Origin of the sequence: Pedobacter jeongneungensis (assembly GCF_039538295.1) — a bacterium.
In the GTDB taxonomy this organism is placed as follows: domain Bacteria; phylum Bacteroidota; class Bacteroidia; order Sphingobacteriales; family Sphingobacteriaceae; genus Pedobacter; species Pedobacter jeongneungensis.
In genome coordinates, this window is the sequence record NZ_BAABBY010000003.1 from 81,915 (window position 1) to 101,963 (window position 20,049).

The window sequence follows — 20,049 nt, forward strand, 5'->3', positions numbered from 1 at the left end:
AGGTATAGTTTTTAAATTTTTAGTGGTGGCCTGCTAATGTCAAAATTTTTATCACAAAACAACAAAAACACCCTTCATTTGTTATTCTCAAAACGAATAATAATGGCGAATATATTCTCATCTCTCAAAAATGCATACAATCTTTTTAAACATGTAGATTTCGATAAGCTAGAAGCTTTATCGAAAAAAGTCGATTTACCCAAAATGGTCGAAACGATATCAAACCTGGATGATAAACAGATCCAGGGCATGATGAAAATGATGGGAGGATCGCATAAAAAGAGAGAATTACCCCCGATTGAAGGCGATTTCTATCATTTAGGTGATGAAGCGTTAAAAGATGAAGACCGCGAATTACAGCTAAAAGTTCGTGCTTTTTTAGAGAAAGAAGTAAAACCCATTGTAAATCATTATTGGAACAAAGCTGAATTTCCTTTCGAAATTATACCAAAACTGGCCGAACTCAATATCTGTGGCTTAACCTATAAAGGTTATGGCTGTCCGGGTAAATCAAATTTAATGGAAGGTATTTTAGCTATGGAAATGGCGCGGATTGATACCTCAATTTCTACCTTTTTTGGGGTGCAGAGCGGTTTGGCCATGGGATCGATTTATTTGTGTGGATCGGAAGAACAAAAACAGCAATGGCTGCCGCTGATGCAGCAATTTAAGATTATAGGTGCCTTTGGCTTAACTGAGCCCGAAGTGGGGTCTGCAGCAGCGGGAGGCTTAACCACCACCTGTAAAAAAGTTGATGGCAAATGGGTGTTAAACGGGCAGAAAAAGTGGATTGGTAACGCTACTTTTGCCGATATCCTGATTGTTTGGGCCCGCGATGAGGAAAGCGGCGAGGTTAAAGGTTTTATTGTAAAAAAAGATAATCCGGGTTTTGCTGTAGAAAAAATGCAGGATAAGATGGCCCTTCGCATTGTGCAAAATGGAATTATTACTTTAACCAATTGTGAGGTAGAAGAAGCTGATCGCCTCCAGAATGCAAATTCATTTAAAGATACCGCCAAGGTGCTGCAGATGACCAGGGCAGGTGTAGCCTGGCAAGCGGTAGGTTGCGCCAGGGGAGCCTACGAGAATGCGTTAGAATATACCCGCACCAGGAAACAATTTGGTAAACCCATTGCCTCTTTTCAATTGATCCAGAACCATCTGGTAGAAATGCTATCGAATTTAACAGCTATGCAAACATTGTGCTTCAGGCTATCTCAATTGCAGGATCAGGGTTTGTTGAAAGATGAGCATGCTTCGTTAGCTAAAGTATTCTGTTCGTTAAGAACACGCGATGTGGTAAGTAAAGCCCGTGAAGTAATGGGAGGCAACGGTATTTTGCTCGAATATAATGTAGCCCGTTTTGTGGCCGATGCCGAGGCTATTTATTCGTATGAGGGTACAAAAGAAATTAATACGCTAATTGTAGGCCGCGCCATCACCGGTTTCTCCGCTTTTGTTTAGGGGAACTAATAAAGTTTTACAAGGCAAAAGTATAGGCATTACTTAATGAGTTTAATTATATGAGATGTTTGTCAGTGTGAGGGATAATTAATTTTATAAAAATCAATATGAATGACAGAAGAATCTTCGCGCAACGATAAGCCGCTAAGTTCGTCATTGCGAGAAGGCTTTTTCAGCCGACGAAGCAATCTTTCTAACAATGATCGCTAGCAGGAAAGATTGCTTCGTCGTTCCTCCTCGCAATTGACGACCTTTCTAAATCTGTCAATGATAGCGTATTCGAAGACTTTTAGTTAAATTAAAAAGAGTATTAATAAACAAAATTTAGCTTTTTTATGGTTTAGAAATGGATGTGAGTATTTCATAGCTGCTGTAGTCCTGCCATTCGCTGCAATCTTTTTGCGGGTTTTGAAGTGCCGGGGTTTAAAGCAGTGTTCCATGGTCCGGAGATGCTTCGTGCCTCAGCATGACAGCATATTAAAAGTTAGTGCAAGCAAAAAGGATTTTCGCTGCTGTCAGGTTTATTAAGCAATGGTTGGTTCATAAAGACAAACTTCCGTGGTCTGTGTCCTCATATACCATTTTCGGTTATCTCTCAATAATGTTATTCTGTTCTGTGAGGATACATATCGGGGAGGCGGTGCTTGTCGGTCTGAGCGTAGTCGAATACTGATGAGTTTGATAAATAGCAGGATTTTTATGGTTTGGAAATGAATGTAAGTATTTCATAGGTGCTGTAGTCCTGCCATTCTCTGCAATCTTTTTGCGGGTTTTGAAGTGCCGGGGTTTAAAGCAGTGTTCCATGGTCTGGAGATGCTTCGTGCCTCAGCATGACAGCATATTAAAAGTTAGTGCAAGCAAAAAGGATTTTCGCTGCTGTCAGGTTTATTAAACAATGGTTGGTTCATAAAGACAAACTTCCGTGGTCTGTGTGCTCACAGACCATTTTCGGTTATCTCTCAATAATGTTATTCTGTTCTGTGAAGACACATATCGGGGAGGCGGTGCTTGTCGGTCTGAGCGTAGTCGAATACTGATGAGTTTGATAAATAGCAGAATTTTTATGGTTTGGAAATGAATGTAAGTATTTCATAGGTGCTGTAGTCCTGCCATTCTCTGCAATCTTTTTGCGGGTTTTGAAGTGCCGGGGTTTAAAGCAGTGTTTTATGGTTTGCAGATGCTTCGTGCCTCAGCATGACAGCATATTAAAAGTTAGTGCAAGCAAAAAGGATTTTCGCTGCTGTCAGGTTTATTAAACAATGGTTGGTTCATAAAGACAAACTTCCATGGTCTGTGTCCTCACAGACCATTTTATGTTATATCTCAATAATGTTATTCTGTTCTGTGAGGATACAAACCGGGGATTTGGTTTCTCGGGGTACAAACTTTGTAACTAAACCCGATTGGCGTGGATGCCGATTTTTTTCCAATCGGCAGGAACAAAAGCGGGACTGAAAATGCCAAAATGCATAGAACCTTTCATTTCCAAATCAAAAATTTTTTTATTTTTTGTGAATAAATTTATTGTTTTTTATCGCAAAAATTTCGTTCTGTGCGGACACAGACCGGGGATTTGGTTTCTCGAGTACAAACTTTGTAACTAAACCCGATTGGCGTGGATGCCGGTTTTTTTCAATCGGCAGCAACAAAAGCGGGACTGAAAATGCCAGGTACACAGAACCCTTCATTTCCAAATCAATAAAAAATCAAAATTTACGGAAATTAGCCTATTATTTATTCCGTTCTGTAAGGACACAGACCGGGGGGAACCAGACGAAATTTTATTAATACGGATGTTTATTAAATGCCACCTGGCTCATCGCACTTTTTTCATATAAGGCAATACAGGCTTTATTAAAAGCAGGATCGAAGTTTACTTCTCCAGGCTGTAAGGTTTTTGGAACATTTCCGTTTTGCATGAAGAAGTACACTTTTGTATTTCCGTATTTGGTATGCGGCATTAAATTACCGTAATCTTCCATCTCTTTCCATACCGAATCTTTAACCGTTACCACGTAAATCCGTTGCACAGGCCCGGTATTATTGGCGTTTCTATACTTCACTATCTCTTTAAAACCAGCTTTCATATCTTCAATGCCTGGCTGGTTAAAGGTATCTTTCACAATAAAGAAAGTTAAAACCAGAACAACAGCAACAATAAGGTAGGAGAGTGATTTTTTCTTCATGCCTACAATAAAGGCAATATTTTTTCCATAACCGTCAAGCCTTCGTCAATATGCTTTTGTTCGATGCAAAGCGCCGGACGGAAACGTATGGTTTTCTCGCCACAGCCCAAAAACATTACGTTGTTTTCCAATCCTTTGCTGATAAAAGCATTCCGCATTTCTTTGGTGGGGAAATCGAAAGAACATAACAGGCCTCTTCCACGTACATTGCTCATTTGATCGAACTGATGTGATAACTTTTCTAAGTTTTCTTTTAAATAAGCACCTACTTTTGCTGCATTTTCACACAACTGGTCTTCTTCTATAATCTGTAAAATCTGTGTAGAGCGTACCATATCTACCAAATTACCTCCCCAGGTAGAATTGATGCGGCTGGGAACTTTAAATACATTGGTTTCAATTTCATCTACCTTATTGCCAACCAGGATACCGCAAACCTGCATTTTTTTACCGAAAGCAATAATATCTGGTCGGGCTTTTTCGCTAAAATGCTGGTGACACCAGAATTTGCCGGTTAAACCAACACCTGTTTGTACTTCATCATAAATTAAAAAAGCTTCATTTTCATCCGCTAATGTTTTAAGCCGGATCAAAAACTCTTCCCGTAAGTGGTTATCGCCGCCTTCTGATTGTATCGGTTCAATAATAATGGCGCAAATTTCATCTTTATTTTCAGCAAATGCCCTTTTGATCTGCGCCAGCGAAGCTTCTTCGGTTTCGATGGCATGGTTTAAATGATCGCCAGAGAGTGGAAATTTAACTTCCGGAACGGCAACCCTCGGCCAGTCGAATTTGGCAAACCATTTGGTTTTATCGGGCAGGGTATTGGTTAAACTTAAAGTATAGCCGGTACGGCCGTGAAAAGCCCTTTCGAAATGTAAAACCTTAAAACCTTTTTCTTCCGTATATCCTTTGCTAAAGTTTTTTTGAACCTTCCAGTCCATGGCTACTTTTATTGCATTTTCGACCGCTAAGCCGCCGCCCGCAATAAAAAAAGCATGAGGCAGATAATCTGGAATCCCAACTTGCGAAAATGTTTCTACAAACTGTGCATATTGCTGGGTGTAAACATCCGAATTTGAAGGATTGGCCAAAGCAGCCTGAAAGAGGCTTTTCTTAAATCCCTCATCATTGATCATTTTAGGGTGGTTATAGCCCAAGGGAACAGATGCAAAACAGGTAAAAAAATCGAGCAGAGTTCTGTTGTATTTCGAATCATAAATGTAGGCACCATGACTCTTTTCCATATCGTAGGTGAGGTCGAAACCATCGGCCAGAATGTGCTTTCTTAACGATTCGTTAACGCGATCTGCAGGTACTGTTAATTGATACATAAACTTGGTTTTGGTATATTTCAAATTTAGTAAAATGTGCCTGCAATCAAAATTTAAGCACTTTTTGTGAGGATTCATCAAAAAACAGGTTTAAACTGTTTAAAGTATGATTATAGACAAAATCAGGTTTTGGACTTCACAGATGTGGAAAACTTTTTTGCTAAAAATAGGAACCAGAGCCCTGCCATGTACACTCATTTCAGGTTTATCCGGAGTTTCCTTCCAAGCCCGGATCCTTGTTTTGGATAGTTAGTGTTTTGCATTTCATTAAAATCAAATGACCTGCCTCTTCAATATTTAGTTTTAAAAAAAATAATATTAATTTGGCTGTATAATTTAAATCATGAAATATACTTTATCGCTCTTGCTACTTTTTGTAGCGCTTACTACATTTGCGCAAATCCCTAAACCTATAAAAGATACCTATGTAAATGATTTTGCCAAGGTTCTGTCGAAATCGCAAATTAAAAATTTAAACGATTCCATTAATCTGATCGAGAAAAATTCCGGCGTACAGCTTGCTATTGTAATTGTAAATGAGATTCCAAAAGAATATGATATTGAAGAATATTCGTTGCTTATTGCACGCAGATGGAAAGTTGGGAATAAAGAAGATGGTTTAGTGTACGTAGCTGCTGTTAACCAGCGTAAACAACGACTTGAAGTAGCCCGTAATCTGGAACCCATTTTTACTGCCGAAAACAGTCAGGATGTGTTAACAAAAACCAAAGCACATTTTCGTTTAAAGCATTATGGAAAAGGCATAGCGGCGTTAGTTTCAACTATCGCATTTAAGCTCGATAGTGCCGGTTATGATAATGCAGCGCAGGCCGTTCAGCCGTTAGCGGCTGTTAATGAAACGAATGTTAAAGCACCAGCTCAAAAAACAGCTGATTCAGGCCCGTCATTAAATATTATTTTAGGAGTGCTTGTAGGAATCGTTCTTTTCTCCGTTTTTATGGCTTTCCGGTCTGGAGCAAGAAGATATAACGGATATCAGGGAGGCTATAACAATAGTGGCAGAAGTAATTTTGGTTCATTTGCTTCAGGTGCGGCAACTGGTTTTTTCTTAAATGAATTATTAGGCAGGCGCAGAAATAACAACCAGCAATATCGCATGGATCAGGAACATCATAACCTGCATAATGAAGATTCCCAAAGTGCAGGCAATACAAGTATTTTTGGAAATTGGGGATCATCCAGGGGAAGCTCTGGCAGCAGCAACTCCTCTTCAGGTGGTGGTAGCTCCTCTTCCGGCGGTGGCAGTTCTTCTTCAAGCGGTGGGTTTTCAGGTGGCGGCGCGTCATCAGATTGGTAAACAGCAAAATAGTTTCTGTTCATAACAGTATTTATTGCCTCTCATGAAAATGAGGGGCTTTTTTTTGCTAAAAAGTATTTTTTAATTCCGTCCGGGGTTTTAAATGTTAATGTTAGGTTTATTTGTGCCAAAATTAATCCTGCCTTAATTTATTTTGTATCTTCGTTTTAACCAAATAACACACCGTTTCTAAAAAATATATGTTTAAAAATCTTAAGATTTTTCTGATTCTTATAGTTTTTTCTGTAATCCATGTTGATTTGATTCTTGCCCAAAATAATCTGTTCTCGGTAAAGTACATCGGTGTAGAAAAAGGTCTGTCTAATAATATTGTAAACTCCCTGTACCTGGATCATTTTGGTTTTATCTGGATGGGCACCTACGATGGACTAAACCGTTACGATGGTTATGGATTCAAAGTTTTTAGAAATAACTGGGGCATTGAAAATTCGCTGGTAAACAATCACATCACGGCGCTCAATGGCAGTGACGATAAAATCTGGATCGGTACCCAAAAAGGGATCTCTTATTATAGCTACTCCGACGGTGAATTCCACAGCCTTAAATACCTTGAAAAAGGTAAGTTGAACAACCTGTCTTTTTCGGTTAATTCGATTGCTGCAGATCAGGGTTCGAATGTTTTTATTGCTACAGATGAGCATGGGTTGTTTCTATTAAAAAAGAATGCGCCACATGCTGGGTTTGTAGGTTTAAACGGAGGTAAAATGCATGCCGTGAAAGGTTTATGTGTTGATGAAAAGCAAGATCTGTGGTTTTATGCCAAAGATTACGGCTTATGCAGGTATCATATCCAAAACGGGAAAACCCAGTTAAACAATTCGAAAATAAGAAATGTAACCGCCATTGTTAATGGTAAAAACGGAACACTCTGGATAGGTACCGAGCATGGTTTATACAGTTTTGATAAAGCCGCCAACAGCCTTAAACAGGTAGACCAGTATCCGGTTGCTGATAACATTATGGGGCTGATGCTTGATGGCGGGGGAAAGTTATGGGTATCAACCGATGGCAACGGACTTAGGGTGTATGATACGAAGCTTAAAAGTTTAAACAGTTTACCTACCGGGCGCAATAAGGGTTTTATATCGAGTAATTCCATCGGGCAGGTGATTGAAGATGGCGAGAAAAGAAAATGGATTGCTACGCTGCGGGGAGGGGTTAACATCATCGATCAGGAAAATGCGCAGTTCCAGACGATCAAAAATGACCCTCTGAACAAAAATTCGCTGATTAATAATTTTGTGCTTTCTTTTTGCGAAGATAGCACTCAAAACATATGGATCGGGACTGATGGCGGCGGTTTAAGTGTTTGGAACAGAAAGACCAATGCCTTTGCCAATTATTCGAAAAATGGTGAAAACGGAGCCTTAAAAAGCAATTTTATCACCAGTATATTGAGTGATGACGAAAATAATGTTTGGGTAGGGAGCTTTAGTGGCGGCATCGACCGCTTTGACAGGCGATCAGGTAAATTTATCCATTACAGGTGCTTCAATAGCACAAGGGGTTTTGATGATATTAATATCTGGAAACTCTTTTTGGATAAAAGCAAAAACATCTGGGCGGGTACCACCCGTGGCGGTGCATTGTACCTGTATAATAAAACTTCAGATAAATTCGAACTTTTTGATAACAGGCTTAAAGATATCCATACGCTATTCGAAGATACGGAAGGCAATCTTTGGGCGGGTAATTATGCACAGCTGATTAAGGTAGACAGAAAATCTAAAAAACATGTCTATTTTACCGTCAATACCGCTATAAGGGCCATAAACGAAGATGCCAAACATATGTTATGGATAGGCACCGAAGGCGGGGGGCTTTTATGCTTTAATCCCCGTACCAGAAAATTTAAACGCTATTTTGAAAAGGACGGATTGCCCAGTAATTCTGTATTAAATATTTTACCCGATAAAAACGGCAGTTTTTGGTGCAGCACCTACAATGGTTTATCGCAATACAATCCTGCAACAGGAAAATTTAAAAGTTATTATGCTTCCGATGGATTGCAGAGTAATCAGTTTAATTATAATGCGGCAATAAAATTAAAAGACGGGGCTTTTCTCTTCGGGGGCACAGCAGGTTTTAACCTGTTCTATCCATCAAAAATAAAGCAGAACCGTAGGGTGCCAAAAATTGTGCTCACCGATTTCAGGATTAACAATATTCCGCTCAATCAGGATTCTGCCTATAAAAATACAACCGTAGTAAACCTGCAAAAAATTTCAATCCCTTATAATGCTGCGGTAATTTCTGTTGATTATGCTGCCATTGAATTTTCCTTCCAGGATCAGATTTCCTATGCCTATTATTTAGAAGGCTGGGACAGGGACTGGAACTATGTAAACAAACTTTCTACAGCCTATTATTCGAGGCTGGATGAAGGCGAATATAAATTGCACATTAAAAGTACGGATACCGAAGGTAACTGGAGCAATAACGAAAAAATTATCGCCATCAGGATTCTGCCGCCCTGGTACCGTACCTGGTGGGCTTTTGCAGCTTATATTGTTTCGCTTTCTGCTGCAGTTTATGTTTTTCAGACTTACCGAAACAGGCAGCGCAATTTAAAACACGAGATCGAAATCACTAACCTCAAAATGGAACGTGAAAAAGACCTGAACGAGAAAAAACTTGATTTCTTTACCAACATTTCGCATGAATTACGGACACCACTTACCCTGATTGTTAACCCGATTAAAGATATTTTGAGCAGTAAGGAAGCCGGACAAGAAAAAAACGACCTGAACGTTGTGTACCGCAATTCGAGGCGCTTGTTAAGCCTGGTAGATCAGTTGCTCCTTTTCAGGAAAATGGAGAGTGAAAATGATGCCTTGAACATCGTAAAAATAAACCTCTACAAATTTGCCAAAGAAATATTCTTATGCTTCGGTTATACCGCAAAAAACAATAACATCAATTATATTTTCGAATGCGAAGATGAAAGCATCGAGATTTATGCGGACAGGGATAAGCTGGAGATCATTCTGTTTAATCTTTTATCTAATGCTTTAAAATTTACCCCAATGAGCGGGATGGTGAAATTAAGCATCGTTACGCATCAAAACGGAGTTAAAATTGAAGTGAGCGATAATGGTCCAGGCATTTCTAATGAGGTTTCAGAAAAACTCTTCGATAAATTTTATAAAGCTGCCGGTAAAGAATCGTTAAAAATGGGATTTGGAATCGGTTTATACCTGGTAAAAAGTTTTGTAGAACTCCATAAGGGCAAAATCTATTTTTCGTCGGTTAAAGGAGAAGGTACCATATTTTCGATAGAGATGCCTTTGGGAGAATCTCCAGCCGAACCGGTAGATTGTGCAGATGGCGACCAGTTGCTTTATGTAAACGAACTGATTACACAGGAAGAGGAAAGCCCTGATTATGCAGAACAGGAAAGTAAGGGAAACCTTGAACTGCTGATTTCTGATTTGCATAGTATCCTTGTTGTGGATGATAACATGGAGATTATCGGCTACATTAAACAGATTTTTCAGGATAAGTTTAAAATTTATAATGCTACCAATGGTATCGACGGGCTAAAAATATGCAAAGATGTTTTGCCCGATATTATCATTTCGGATGTTAACATGGATGGCCTTAACGGTATTGAGCTTTGCCGGGCCGTTAAAGAAGATTCGGAACTGAGCCATATTCCGGTAATCCTGCTTACGGCCGATCCGAGCGCCGAGGTGCGTTTAAGTGGGATAGAAGTAGGCGCCTACGATTTCATCAGTAAACCTTTCGATAAGGAACTTTTTTCGGCCAAAATTAATGGCATCATTAAAAACAGGCAAAACCTGCAATCGTATTTTTATAATGAGATTACGCTTAAATCAGATGCCCATAAAGTTTCTCAGGAAGACAGGGGCTTTCTGCAAAACTGTATTAACATTATTGAAGATAACCTTACGGAAGAAAACTTTAGCGTAAAAATCCTGGCCTCTGCATTGGGAATGAGCCATTCTAACCTGTATAAACGCATCAGGGCAACTTCCGGGCAATCGGTAAGTAGTTTTGTAAGGTTTATCCGTTTAAGAAAAGCAGCAGAATTACTGATCAACACCAACCTGAACATTAACGAGGCTGCTTTTAGGGTAGGCATTAATGATATTAAATATTTTAGGGAGCATTTCCAGAAATTATTCAACTTAACCCCTTCAGAGTTTGTAAAAAAACACCGTAAAACTTTTCATAAATATTATAACCTAAATTCGCTCGGTTAACTTAATCAGGCCATATAAATGTATTTTTCCTAAATCACCCCCTGTAAAGTATGATTTACCCCCCTGTTACTAAGCGTAAAAAGTTGCTATTTAGCCTAACCAAATATAAACAGGAATCACCATTGTAAATTTAACATGCTTTTACCAATGGCTATCCCTAAACTGTTATGATATTGTATAAATTTAATCCCTGTTCTTTGCTCTCCACCAGCCTGGCTAAAATGATAAGCCAAAAAGCCTGTTTTTTATTTTGTTTAACCGTTTTTGGTGTGTTGTTTTTGTCTGTTAACCATTGTGAGGCACAACACATAAAAATTAGCTCAATAGCCGGTAACGGATGGGCCAATAACTCAGTAAATGCCGTTATTTTTCGTAAAAACTCAATTGTAACTTATAAAAACACTCAATATGCGGCTTTTTATGATGCCGATCAGTTTGTGGTTCTAGCTAAAAGACAAAGTAAAGCCAAATCCTGGATCTGCAGTAAAACGCAATATCAGGGCGATGCAACCGATGCGCACAAATCCATCAGCATTGCAGTCGACGGGGCAGGATACCTGCATATGGCTTGGGGGCAGCACAACAACCAGCTAAATTATGCTAAAGCAGTTTCTCCCGGCTCGCTAATGCTTGGTGAAAAAAAACCGATGCTTGGAAAAAAGGAAGAAAAAGTAAGTTATCCGGAGTTTTACAAACTCAGCAATGGAGATTTGCTTTTTTTCTATCGCGATGGGGGCTCGGGCAATGGAAATTTGATGATTAACCGTTATTCGCTCCGCAATAAACAATGGAGCCGCGTGCAAGATGGCCTGATTGATGGAGAAGGCAAGCGGAACGCCTATTGGCAGGTAGCAACTGATAAAGCCGGTGGATTGCATATTTCGTGGGTTTGGCGCGAAAGTCCGGATGTGGCCAGTAACCACGATCTAGCCTATGCAAAATCATCCGATGGTGGCATTACCTGGCTTAAAAGTACAGGTGAAAAATATAAATTGCCCATCACTGAATCAAATGCGGAGTATGCACTTAAAATACCTCAAAAAAGTGAATTAATAAACCAGACATCAATGTTTGCAGATGAAAACGGAAGGGTTTTTATAGCAGGATACTGGACAGATAAACCAGATTCCATTCCACAATACCATATTGTTTTTAACGATGGGAGCGGCTGGAAAGTGAATAAACTGGCTTTCAGAAATACACCTTTCAGTTTAAGTGGCGGCGGCACAAAGAAAATTCCCATTTCCCGTCCGCAGATTATAGCCTGGCCTTACCAGAAAAGTTATGCTGCCGGAATTTTGTTCAGGGATGCCAAACGAGGCAATAAAGCCTCGATTGCATTAAATCAAAATATTTATACCAGCAACTGGAAAGTGGAAGACCTTACCCAAACCAGTGTGGGCGATTGGGAACCGAGTTACGATACCGAACTCTGGAAAGATCGCGGCATCCTGAATATTTACATCCAGAATGTAACGCAGATCGATGGGGAAGGCAAAGCGGCTACAAAGCCAACAGCTGTGGAGGTGCTGGAGTGGCAGCCAAAAAACAATAAATAAACTTAAACACACAAAGATTAAACTACATATGAAATTGATTTCGCGCTTATGGCTGCTGGTTTTTTTAATCCCCTTTCAATTAGCAGCACAAAAGAAAACCGCTGCAGATGAAAAAATGTCGGCTTACCTGTTTGTGTATTTTACCGGAAACAATAAATCGGAAGAGGCCATACATTTTGCCATCAGTAACGATGGATTTACCTACCGGCCACTCAATAACGATCAGCCTGTTTTATCCTCGGCAAACATCAGCTCAAGCGGGGGCGTTCGCGATCCGCATATTTTGCGTGGTGCCGATGGCAAAACCTTTTACATGGTGGCCACCGATATGGAATCGGCAAAAGGATGGGATTCGAACCGGGCAATGGTGTTGTTAAAATCATCAGATTTAATCCACTGGAGTTCCAAAGTAGTCAATATTCAAAAGAGGTTTAAGGGTAATGATAGTTTAAAACGCGTGTGGGCACCGCAGACTATCTATGATGCGAAAGCTAAAAAATATATGGTGTACTGGTCTATGAAACACGGAAACCAGCCCGATATTATCTATTACGCTTACGCCAATGCAGATTTTAGCGATCTGGAAACAGAACCGAAACAATTGTTTTTTAGTCCGACAAATGGCTCTTGTATCGATGGCGATATCATTTACCACGATGGAAAATACAATCTTTTTTTCAAAACAGAAGGTGAAGGAAATGGCATTAAAAAAGCCGTTTCAAGCGAACTGACAAGGGGTTATGTGCAGGAAGATCGTTATTTACAGCAAACTAAAGAGGCGGTAGAGGGTGCCGGGGTATTTAAGCTCAACAATAACAGCGGATATATTTTAATGTACGATGTGTACATGAAAGGCCGCTACCAGTTTACCAGAAGTACTGATCTAAAAAACTTTAAAGTGGTTGATGAAGCCGTAAATATGAACTTCCACCCCCGCCATGGTACTGTTTTGCCCATTACCTCCGCAGAAGCGGCGAGGCTGGTATCTGAATGGTATTCTCCACAGGCAATTTTCGAATCGGCAACTGCTTCTGTTATCAAAACCAATAACATTGTGGGCGATTCTGCTAAAAATACCGTGTTTTTTCCGCTTAAGTATGGCGCAAATTTAAAAGCGGTTAATCCACAGTTTATTTCTTTTCCGGGTATTGAAATTTCTCCGTCCGGACCTGTCGATTTCAGTAGAGGTGCGGTAAATATCAAAATTAAACTGGCAGGTAAAACAGCGCAAACCTTTAAGGCATCGGTTGAAATCAATAATAATCCGGTATTGCCCGGTTATTTTGCTGATCCCGAGATTATTTATTCTCATAAAACTTCGAAATATTATCTATATCCAACCAGCGATGGTTTTACCGGCTGGAGCGGCACTAATTTTAAAACCTTTTCTTCTGCCGATCTGGTGAACTGGAAAGATGAAGGCATTATTTTAGACCTGAACCGGGATGTAAGCTGGGGGAAAAGAAATGCATGGGCGCCAACCATCGCTGAAAAGAAAATCGGAACTGAATTTAAGTATTTCTACTATTATACTGCCGCCCAAAAAATAGGGGTGGCGGTTTCCGATCATCCGAACGGACCATTTAAAGACAGTGGCAGGGCATTGATTGACAAAAAGCCAAAAGGCATAAAAAACGGGCAGGAAATTGATCCGGATGTATTTACAGATCCCAAAACGGGCAAAAGTTACCTTTATTGGGGAAATGGTTACATGGCCTGTGCTCAATTGAATGATGATATGGTTTCTATTGACAGCAGTACCGTAAAAATAATCACACCGACCAAAAGTTTCAGAGAGGGTACAGAGGTATTTTTCCGAAATGGAAAATATTATTTCCTGTGGTCAGAAGATGATACCCGCAGCGAAAATTACAGGGTAAGTTATGGCTATTCTGATAGTCCAACCGGCCCCATCACTATCCACGAAAATAACCTCATTTTAGCCAAGGTACCCGAGGAGGGGATTTATGGCACCGGGCACAATAGCGTCATCCAAATTCCCGGTAAGGATGAATGGTATATGGTATATCACCGTTTTACCCTTCCAAAAGGGATAAATATGGGCAGGGCAGCCGGTTATAACCGTGAAGTTTGCATTGATAAAATGGAATTTAATTCCGATGGTACCATCAAAAAAGTCATTCCAACCAAAAAAGGTATAAATCCAGTCAACTAATGAAGAAAATATACAACACATTTATACTTGCAATACTGTTTTCGGTTATTGTAAAGGCACAAAACACGAAGCCGGAAGTACTCCGGATCATTAATAAAGTAAACCACTACTGGCAAAGTAACAACAAAGCCGAAGTACGTGCTTTTTGGGATAATGCAGCCTACCATACCGGGAATATGGAGGTATTTGCCTTAACAAAGGATGAAAACTATCGTAAATATTCTGAAACCTGGGCCGCATATAACCAATGGATGGGTGCAAAATCAACCGATAAAAGTCAGTGGAAATATAAATATGGCGAAACCGACGATTATGTACTTTTTGGCGACTGGCAAATCTGCTTTCAAACCTATATCGATCTCTATCATTTAGATCCGCAGGAACATAAAATAGCCAGGGCCAAAGAAGTAATGGAATATGAGATGGCCAGTCCGGCAAGCGATTATTGGTGGTGGGCCGACGGTTTGTACATGGTAATGCCGGTAATGACCAAACTTTACAAAACCACAGGCAACAAACAATGCCTCGAAAAATTGCACGAATACTTTTCATACGCCAACAGCATTATGTACGATCAGGAAACGGGGCTTTATTACCGCGATGCCAAATATGTGTATCCCAAACACAAAAGTGTAAACGGGAAAAAAGATTTCTGGGCACGGGGCGATGGATGGGTTTTCGCCGGTTTGGCAAAAGTGCTTAAAGATTTGCCTAAAAATGATCAGCACCGAAAAGAATACATCAGCAAATATAAACGAATGGCCAATGCCATTATCGAAAGTCAGCAGGCAGAAGGCTATTGGACGAGGAGTATGCTGGATGCCGCACATGCTCCGGGCCCCGAAACCAGTGGAACAGCCTTTTTCATCTATGGTTTACTCTGGGGAATTAATAATGGTTACCTCAAAGAAAAGACTTACCTGCCTGCTGCCATAAAAGGCTGGAAATACCTTAGCAAAACGGCTTTACAGGAAAACGGGAAAATTGGTTTCGTGCAGCCCATAGGAGAGAAAGCCATTCCGGGGCAGGTTGTAGACCAAAACTCAACGTCCAATTTTGGCGTGGGTGCTTTCCTGTTGGCAGGATGTGAATATTACAGATTTTTAAAAAAATAGCATGAAAACATTATACAAAAGCTTATTGGTAATTGCAATTGCTGCTTTAACCTTGCCGGTATCGGCACAAAAAAAGAAAAAAAGTGCAGAAAACTTAAGCGACAGGCAATTTTGGCTGCAACAGATGGATAAAATGGTAAGGCCGGTTTTGTACAACCTGGCTAAAGATAGTCTGCGTATTGCCATGCCGCAGGTTACCTCCATCCATATTGATAATAAAGATCACCGGATAAAAGTACAATATGTAGAGGTGTTAGGCCGCGTTTTAAGCGGAATAGCGCCATGGCTGCAACTGGAAGATGGCGATGCAAAGGAAATTGCGCTTCGTAAACAATACCGCGAATGGGTAATCCAGGGGTTGAAAAACTCCCTTGATTCGAACGCCAGGGATTTTATGAACTATGATATAGGCGGACAGCAACTGGTAGATGCTTCCTATGTGGCACTGGCCATCATCAGAGCACCATGGATCTGGGAACATCTGGATGCGAAAAATCAGGCGCTGATGGTGAAATCGATCATCACCACCCGTAAATTTAAACCTGTATTTTCGAACTGGCTGTTGTTTTCGGCCATGAACGAGGCCTTTTTGGCTAAATTCGGTTACAGCTGGGATCCCATGCGGGTAGATTATGCCTTACAGCAAATGGAACAGTGGTATGTGGGCGATGGCATGTATAAAGATGGCAGCACTTATGCTTTCGATTATTATAACAGTTATGTGATTCATCCATATCTCGCCAAAATAGCCGAGATTATTGGAAGTAAAGTAAAGGACTATAACGGTATGTTTGAAAAAATCAGGAGAAGAAACGAACGTTATGCGGTTATTCAGGAACGCCTGATTAATACCGATGGAACTTATCCTGCTACCGGCCGATCTATCGTGTACCGTGGCGGTGCCTTTCACCACCTGGCAGATATGGCCTATAGAAAAGCCTTGCCTAAGCAGCTCAGTCCTGAGCAGGTACGTTGTGCCCTCACCGCTGTAATTAGAAAAACACTCGAAAGCCCAACCACTTATAAAAACGGTTGGTTAACCATAGGTTTGTATGGTTCGCAACCCGATCTTGGCGATTTTTACAATAACCAGGGCAGTCCTTACATCTGTACCAATATTTTTCTTCCTTTAGGTTTGCCTGCCAGCGATCCATTTTGGACTAACCCACCTGCCAAATGGAGTGCGCAGCGCATCTGGGCCGGAGAAGATTTCCCGAACGACCATAGTGCCGATTTAAGGTAAACTATCAACTTAAGCGTACTGCTGTTAAGTTTAGAATTTTTAACCACAAACGCACACAGATAAACACGGATTGATATCTGTGTGCATTCTTTTCATTTGCAGTTAGATAAGACAATCCTTATATTTTTTAAAATAAACGTTTTTTAAACGGTTAAAAATCCTTCGAAATCTATATAAATGCCTGGAACGGCCTTTTTTTAACAAAAAATCAGAATTTAACCCCCATTAATTACCGTATTACCCCTCACTGCGGAGGTAATATTTGTGCTTTATTTGCTTAAACCAAATATAAAACTATCCCAACATGTAACTAAATCCCCATTACCCGTCATCAGGAAAGTCTCTGATTGACCGCGGAAAGAAAAACGTCAATTATTCAGTAATTGATCTTCATCCCTAACAACTAACCAAATAACATTATGCAAAAAAAATTACTATCACTATTAAAGTATATGGCACTGCTGGCAATATTCGTTATTGCGGGTGCAGGCCATTTGTTCGCCCAAACTGTTCCGGCAGAGATAAGCGGAACCATACAGGATATAAAGGGTGCACCAATTCCGGGTGTTACGGTAAAAAACCTAACCTCTTCAAAAGTAGTCGTATCAGATGGCAACGGAAGGTATAAGATAGCCGCTGCCCGGGGCGAAAGTTTATCTTTCAGTTTTATCGGTTATAACACCATCACACAGGTTGTGGCCAGCCAGGCGGTAATAAATGTAAAACTCCAGGAAGCTGGCGACAAAACATTAAACGATGTAGTGGTTGTGGGTTACGGTACGCAGAAAAGATCGGATGTAACCGGTTCAGTAGTATCGGTACCTAAAGCAAGGCTATCACAATTACCTGTAACCAATGTAATGCAGGCTTTAGAAGGCGCGGTTGCAGGTGTTAATGTTACAACTACTTCATCCGTACCTGGCAGTCAACCTGCAACGCTTGTACGTGGACAAAATTCGATTAACGCCAATTCAGGCCCTTATGTGGTGGTAGATGGTGTGCCGTTGACAAAAACCGGCGGTTCGCTGAATGATATTAATCCGAATGATATTGCTTCGATGGAAATTCTGAAAGATGCCAGTGCAACAGCAATTTATGGTACAAACGGCTCTAACGGTGTAATTCTGATCACCACAAAAAGAGGAACCTCGGGCAAGCCGGTAATCCGTTATAGTGGTTATGCAGGATTAGAAAACCTGGCGCATATTTTAGAACCACGCAGTGGTGAGGAGTATCTTCAAAAATATGCCGATTATTTAAAACAGACCAATCAGGTACAGCAGCGTCCGGTACCAAATATCGGCGAACTTCCGGCCTACAATGCTGGTACCACAACCGATTGGGTAAAAGAAGCAACACAACAGGGGCAGATGCAAGACCATAGCCTGAGTATTTCGGGCGGCTCTCCTGATGTAAAATATTTTATTTCCGGCGATTACCTTAAACAAAAAGGTGTAGTAAAAGGCTACCAGTTTAACCGCGTTGCCTTACGTTCTAACCTGGATGTAAATGTAACCAGTTTCTTAACCGTTGGTACTTCATTGTTTCTTACCAGCAACAATTACGATGGCGGAAGGGCTAACTTATTGTTTGCTACGGCGATGAGCCCTTACGGGCAAGAGTATAATGCAAATGGAACTTATGCCATTTATCCCATGAATCCGGAGCAGTTGTACACCAATCCGCTTTTAGGACTAAACACTACACAGATCAGCAGGACTACCAATATCAATGGAAACGGTTATGCTGAAATTAAATTTCCTGGCGTGTTACAGGGTTTAAAATACAGGTTAAATGCGGGTTATACCTATTTTCCAAAAAGGGAGGGCAGTTACATTGGTCGTTTAGCTAACGATATGCTGGGTACGGCCAGAAGTTTCAATGCCTCTACAAACAGTTACACGGTAGAAAATATCTTAACCTATTCAAAAGATATTAAAAAACACCATTTCGATTTTACGGCGCTTTATAGTGCCCAGGAACGTAAATACAACGAAACTACAGCTGGTGGTGTAGGTTTTATAAACGACGAACTGGGTTTAGATAATATCGGTGCCGGTGCAACGCAAACCAGTGGCTCATACCGCGATAGATATGGCCTTAATTCGCAAATGGGACGTTTGTTCTATTCGTATGACAGCCGTTATTTATTAACCTTAACTGCCCGTAGAGATGGTTCTTCAGTATTTGGCGCCAATACCACTAAATATGGCGTTTTCCCTTCAGCGGCAATCGGCTGGAACATTTCTAACGAAAGCTTCATGAAAAATGTTTCGTTAATCAATAACCTGAAATTAAGGCTTTCTTATGGTAAAACAGGTAATGAAGCCATTCCGGTTTACAGAACCATTACCACTGATGGAACATCCCGATCGCCATTTAATGGCATCAGTACCATTGGCGTACAGGCAGGTAATTTAGGTAATACTTCACTGCAATGGGAAACCACAAAAACAGCTAATATTGGTGTCGATTTTGGAATCCTTAAAAACAGGATCAACGGTAGCATTGAGGCTTACCAGAACAAAACCAGTGGATTATTACTGTTAAGAAGCCTGCCAATTATTACCGGTTATAACAATGTTTACGATAATATCGGTAAAACAGAAAACAGGGGCTTAGAACTAACCTTAAATACGCAAAACTTTGTTGGTGATAAATTCCGTTGGGAAACCATGCTGGTATTCGCTACCAATAAAAATAAAATTACTTCATTGTATGGCGATGGAAAAGATGATTTAGGAAACAGGTGGTTTTTAGGTCAGCCGATTAGCATTGTTTACGATTACAAAATGACAGGTGTTTGGCAAACCGGTGAAGACGTTTCAAAACAGGATCCTACTGCCAAACCGGGAAGCTTAAAATTTGCTGATTTAAATGGTGATGGAAAAATCACTGCAGATGACAGGACTATTTTAGGCCAGATTGCGCCAAAATGGACCGGTGGTATTACCAATACATTCCATTACAAAAATGTTAACCTGAGCATTTTTATTCAAACCGCACAAGGAATGACGAAAAACAACCCTGATTTAACCTATGGTGATGAAACAGGTCGTAGAAATACACCAGCCGAAATCGGGTACTGGACGCCTGAAAACATGAGCCAAACCAGACCGGCACTCTCTTATAATAATACCTTAGGTTATGGATACGCTTCAGATGCAAGTTATACCCGCATTAAGGATGTTACATTGAGTTATGTTTTTGGTCAGTCGGTTTTAGATAAACTGCACCTGGGTAGTTTAACCGTTTATGCCAGTGGCCGTAACCTGCACACTTTTACAAAATGGGTAGGCTGGGATCCTGAAAACAATTATTCTTCCCGTGGCTCTGGCGACTGGACCAACAACTATCCCATCACCAGAACCTTTGTATTCGGTTTAAATGTTTCATTACGTTAAATT

Annotated in this window: 10 protein-coding genes; 8 read left to right on the plus strand and 2 right to left on the minus strand. The window is 40.5% G+C overall.

All coding sequences use genetic code 11. From position 1 onward, the window contains the following. Positions 1–102: 102 nt before the first annotated feature. On the plus strand, positions 103–1,464 hold the full coding sequence (locus ABD769_RS06385) for an acyl-CoA dehydrogenase family protein (protein ID WP_344850384.1): 1,362 nt from the start codon (positions 103–105) through the stop codon (positions 1,462–1,464). Positions 1,465–3,248: 1,784 nt separating this feature from the next. Here ABD769_RS06385 and ABD769_RS06390 read toward each other — a convergent pair. Together ABD769_RS06390 and lat are read right to left on the minus strand one after the other, a co-directional pair. After that, complete coding sequence (locus ABD769_RS06390; RefSeq protein ID WP_344850386.1) at positions 3,249–3,650, minus strand: hypothetical protein; 402 nt, start codon at positions 3,648–3,650, stop codon at positions 3,249–3,251. Positions 3,651–3,652: 2 nt separating this feature from the next. Continuing rightward, the gene (gene lat, locus ABD769_RS06395; RefSeq protein ID WP_344850388.1) at positions 3,653–4,984 is read right to left on the minus strand and encodes an L-lysine 6-transaminase; all 1,332 of its coding nucleotides are present in this window, start codon (positions 4,982–4,984) and stop codon (positions 3,653–3,655) included. Between the two features lie 343 nt (positions 4,985–5,327). Between lat and ABD769_RS06400 the strand changes: the two genes are divergently transcribed. From ABD769_RS06400 to ABD769_RS06430, 7 genes are all read left to right on the plus strand, one after another. Continuing rightward, positions 5,328–6,302: a TPM domain-containing protein gene (locus ABD769_RS06400; RefSeq protein WP_344850389.1), complete on the plus strand. Its 975-nt coding sequence runs from the start codon at positions 5,328–5,330 to the stop codon at positions 6,300–6,302. A 200-nt stretch (positions 6,303–6,502) separates the two neighbouring features. Continuing rightward, entirely contained in the window at positions 6,503–10,549 is a 4,047-nt protein-coding gene (locus ABD769_RS06405) for a hybrid sensor histidine kinase/response regulator transcription factor (RefSeq protein ID WP_344850391.1), read from the plus strand. Between the two features lie 221 nt (positions 10,550–10,770). Then, positions 10,771–12,108, plus strand: coding sequence for a BNR repeat-containing protein (locus ABD769_RS06410; protein WP_344850393.1), 1,338 nt, complete (start codon positions 10,771–10,773; stop codon positions 12,106–12,108). Positions 12,109–12,136: 28 nt separating this feature from the next. Continuing rightward, positions 12,137–14,284, plus strand: coding sequence for a glycoside hydrolase family 43 protein (locus tag ABD769_RS06415; protein WP_344850394.1), 2,148 nt, complete (start codon positions 12,137–12,139; stop codon positions 14,282–14,284). Further along, positions 14,284–15,399 (plus strand): glycoside hydrolase family 88/105 protein, encoded by a 1,116-nt coding sequence (locus ABD769_RS06420; RefSeq protein WP_344850396.1) that lies wholly within the window; start codon positions 14,284–14,286, stop codon positions 15,397–15,399. Before ABD769_RS06415 ends, ABD769_RS06420 begins: the two co-directional genes overlap by 1 nt. Position 15,400: 1 nt before the next feature. Beyond that, the gene (locus tag ABD769_RS06425) at positions 15,401–16,642 is read left to right on the plus strand and encodes a DUF2264 domain-containing protein (RefSeq protein WP_344850398.1); all 1,242 of its coding nucleotides are present in this window, start codon (positions 15,401–15,403) and stop codon (positions 16,640–16,642) included. 419 nt (positions 16,643–17,061) lie between these two features. Then, positions 17,062–20,046 carry a SusC/RagA family TonB-linked outer membrane protein gene (locus ABD769_RS06430; protein WP_344850400.1) on the plus strand — a complete coding sequence of 995 codons (2,985 nt, stop codon included), beginning with the start codon at positions 17,062–17,064 and terminating at the stop codon, positions 20,044–20,046. Positions 20,047–20,049: the final 3 nt, after the last annotated feature.